The 254-nt window shown below is 50.8% G+C and carries 1 tRNA gene; it reads left to right on the forward strand.

Going from position 1 to position 254, the window contains the following annotated elements:
* The first annotated feature begins 177 nt into the window (after nt 1-177).
* Nucleotides 178-254: transfer RNA gene (locus SB752_RS32905), tRNA-Ile, on the forward strand.

Consider the following 254-nt stretch of genomic DNA (forward strand, 5'->3'; position numbering starts at 1 on the left):
ACAAGGTATCCGTACCGGAAGGTGCGGATGGATCACCTCCTTTCTATGGAGATATGACGATTAACGCACATTCGCTGCTCAGTTTTGAGGGAGCATCAACTCCCTGACGTATATAGATCTTTGAAGCGCCCCATCTTTTGGCCTTCGAAGTTGTACGTCTTTTTTTGTGGGTTCTGAGGGCCTATAGCTCAGTTGGTTAGAGCGCACGCCTGATAAGCGTGAGGTCGGCTGTTCGAGTCAGCCTAGGCCCACCA

Origin of the sequence: Brevibacillus sp. SIMBA_040 (assembly GCF_046535075.1) — a bacterium.
In the GTDB taxonomy this organism is placed as follows: Bacteria; Bacillota; Bacilli; order Brevibacillales; family Brevibacillaceae; genus Brevibacillus.